The organism is Staphylococcus sp. 231237_7MaSpsaltlick (assembly GCF_043107035.1).
The window spans coordinates 1-1,324 of the sequence record NZ_JBICNX010000134.1; the positions used below are offsets into that span (position 1 = coordinate 1).

1 protein-coding gene is annotated in these 1,324 nt (G+C 29.3%); it reads right to left on the reverse strand.

Translation table 11 applies throughout. From position 1 onward, the window contains the following. Positions 1–1,324: hypothetical protein (locus tag ACF91D_RS30380; protein WP_392438468.1), on the reverse strand; the 1,324-nt coding region annotated here is incomplete at both ends.

Genomic DNA, 1,324 nt, shown 5'->3' on the forward strand with positions numbered 1-1,324 from the left:
GTTACAGTACGATCAATGTCTTCTCGTAATAAATCCATCTGTTCCTCATATCTATTATCAACATCATCATTAGAAGTCTGTTTAAAATTCTCAACTTCTTCTTTGATTTTTGGAAAGTTCTCTTCATCATATCTTGCTGATTCTTTTTTTAATAAGTTGTTAAGATATATCTCTTTGTCTTTTTCATGTTTTTGTTTTTTAATTTTTTCTTTTTCATCAGCTTGAATATTAATATTCTTTTGTGCTTCACTCAAATTATTATTTAACTGTTGGTATATGTTATTAAACTCACTACCTTCAACTGTGTAATTATATAACGCCTCAATTTCAAAATAGCGTTTTGCTAAATCACCAGTTAGCTCTCTATACAAATTATTGATTGCTTTATTTCTTAAAACATCTAATTTTTTATTAGCTTGTTCAGTTTTATTATTTAACGCGTTAAGTGTAGCTTGGTGTAGTCTTTGATAATCTTCACTTTCTAATTCTAACTCTTCATTTTCATTATCTAACTCTTCTAGATTATATTGAGGAATATAATAATCTAGATTGTCTAATAATTTTTGCTTGAGATTTTCTAAATCATATTCATTGTAATATTCTGGCTCTTCCTCGTATTCAAGCTCTTCCGTTTCTGAATCTTCTTCTGGATAGTCACTTGTATTGGTAATTACATTATCATTTTCAGAGTTAGATATAGGTTGCAACTCTTCGCTATTCACTTGTATAGTGTCGCTATCATTATCTTGTGTAGTTTCACCTTCCTCTTTTTCAATAATCTCTTGTGCAGATACAACGTGATTTTCTTTCTCAGTATTTGCCTCTTCTTCTTCCAATTTTCTTTGATTATAATTTTCGTCTTTTTGGTCACGCAATACTTCAAATCTCTTTGTTTCTGCCAAGCTCTTTATATATTTGTAAGCATCGTCTAGATACTCTTCAACTTCATTAAATTCAATACCACTGCCTAAGTTTTTAACATTTTGTTTATCTTGCATTGAATCATCTATTAACAATATGTTTTGGTTGTTTTGCAAAAGCCTTAAACCAAAATCTAAATCTTTTTCCTTTTTAGGTTCAATTTTGCCAAATGATGTTAAATCAATAGCAAAAACATTTTGTTTTTCTTTAAAAGGGTCTTCATCCTGCAATATTTCAGTAACTTCAACAGACTGGTAATCATCTTTAGATTTTCCAAAGCTTTTAGCAAAAATATCCCAAACACGATTAATTTTACGTTCCGATTTGTCTGCTAAGTAGTCATCACTCAGGGTAACTAAAATAGCTATTTTCACAATCGATTCGTCTGGTAAATCTATATGAT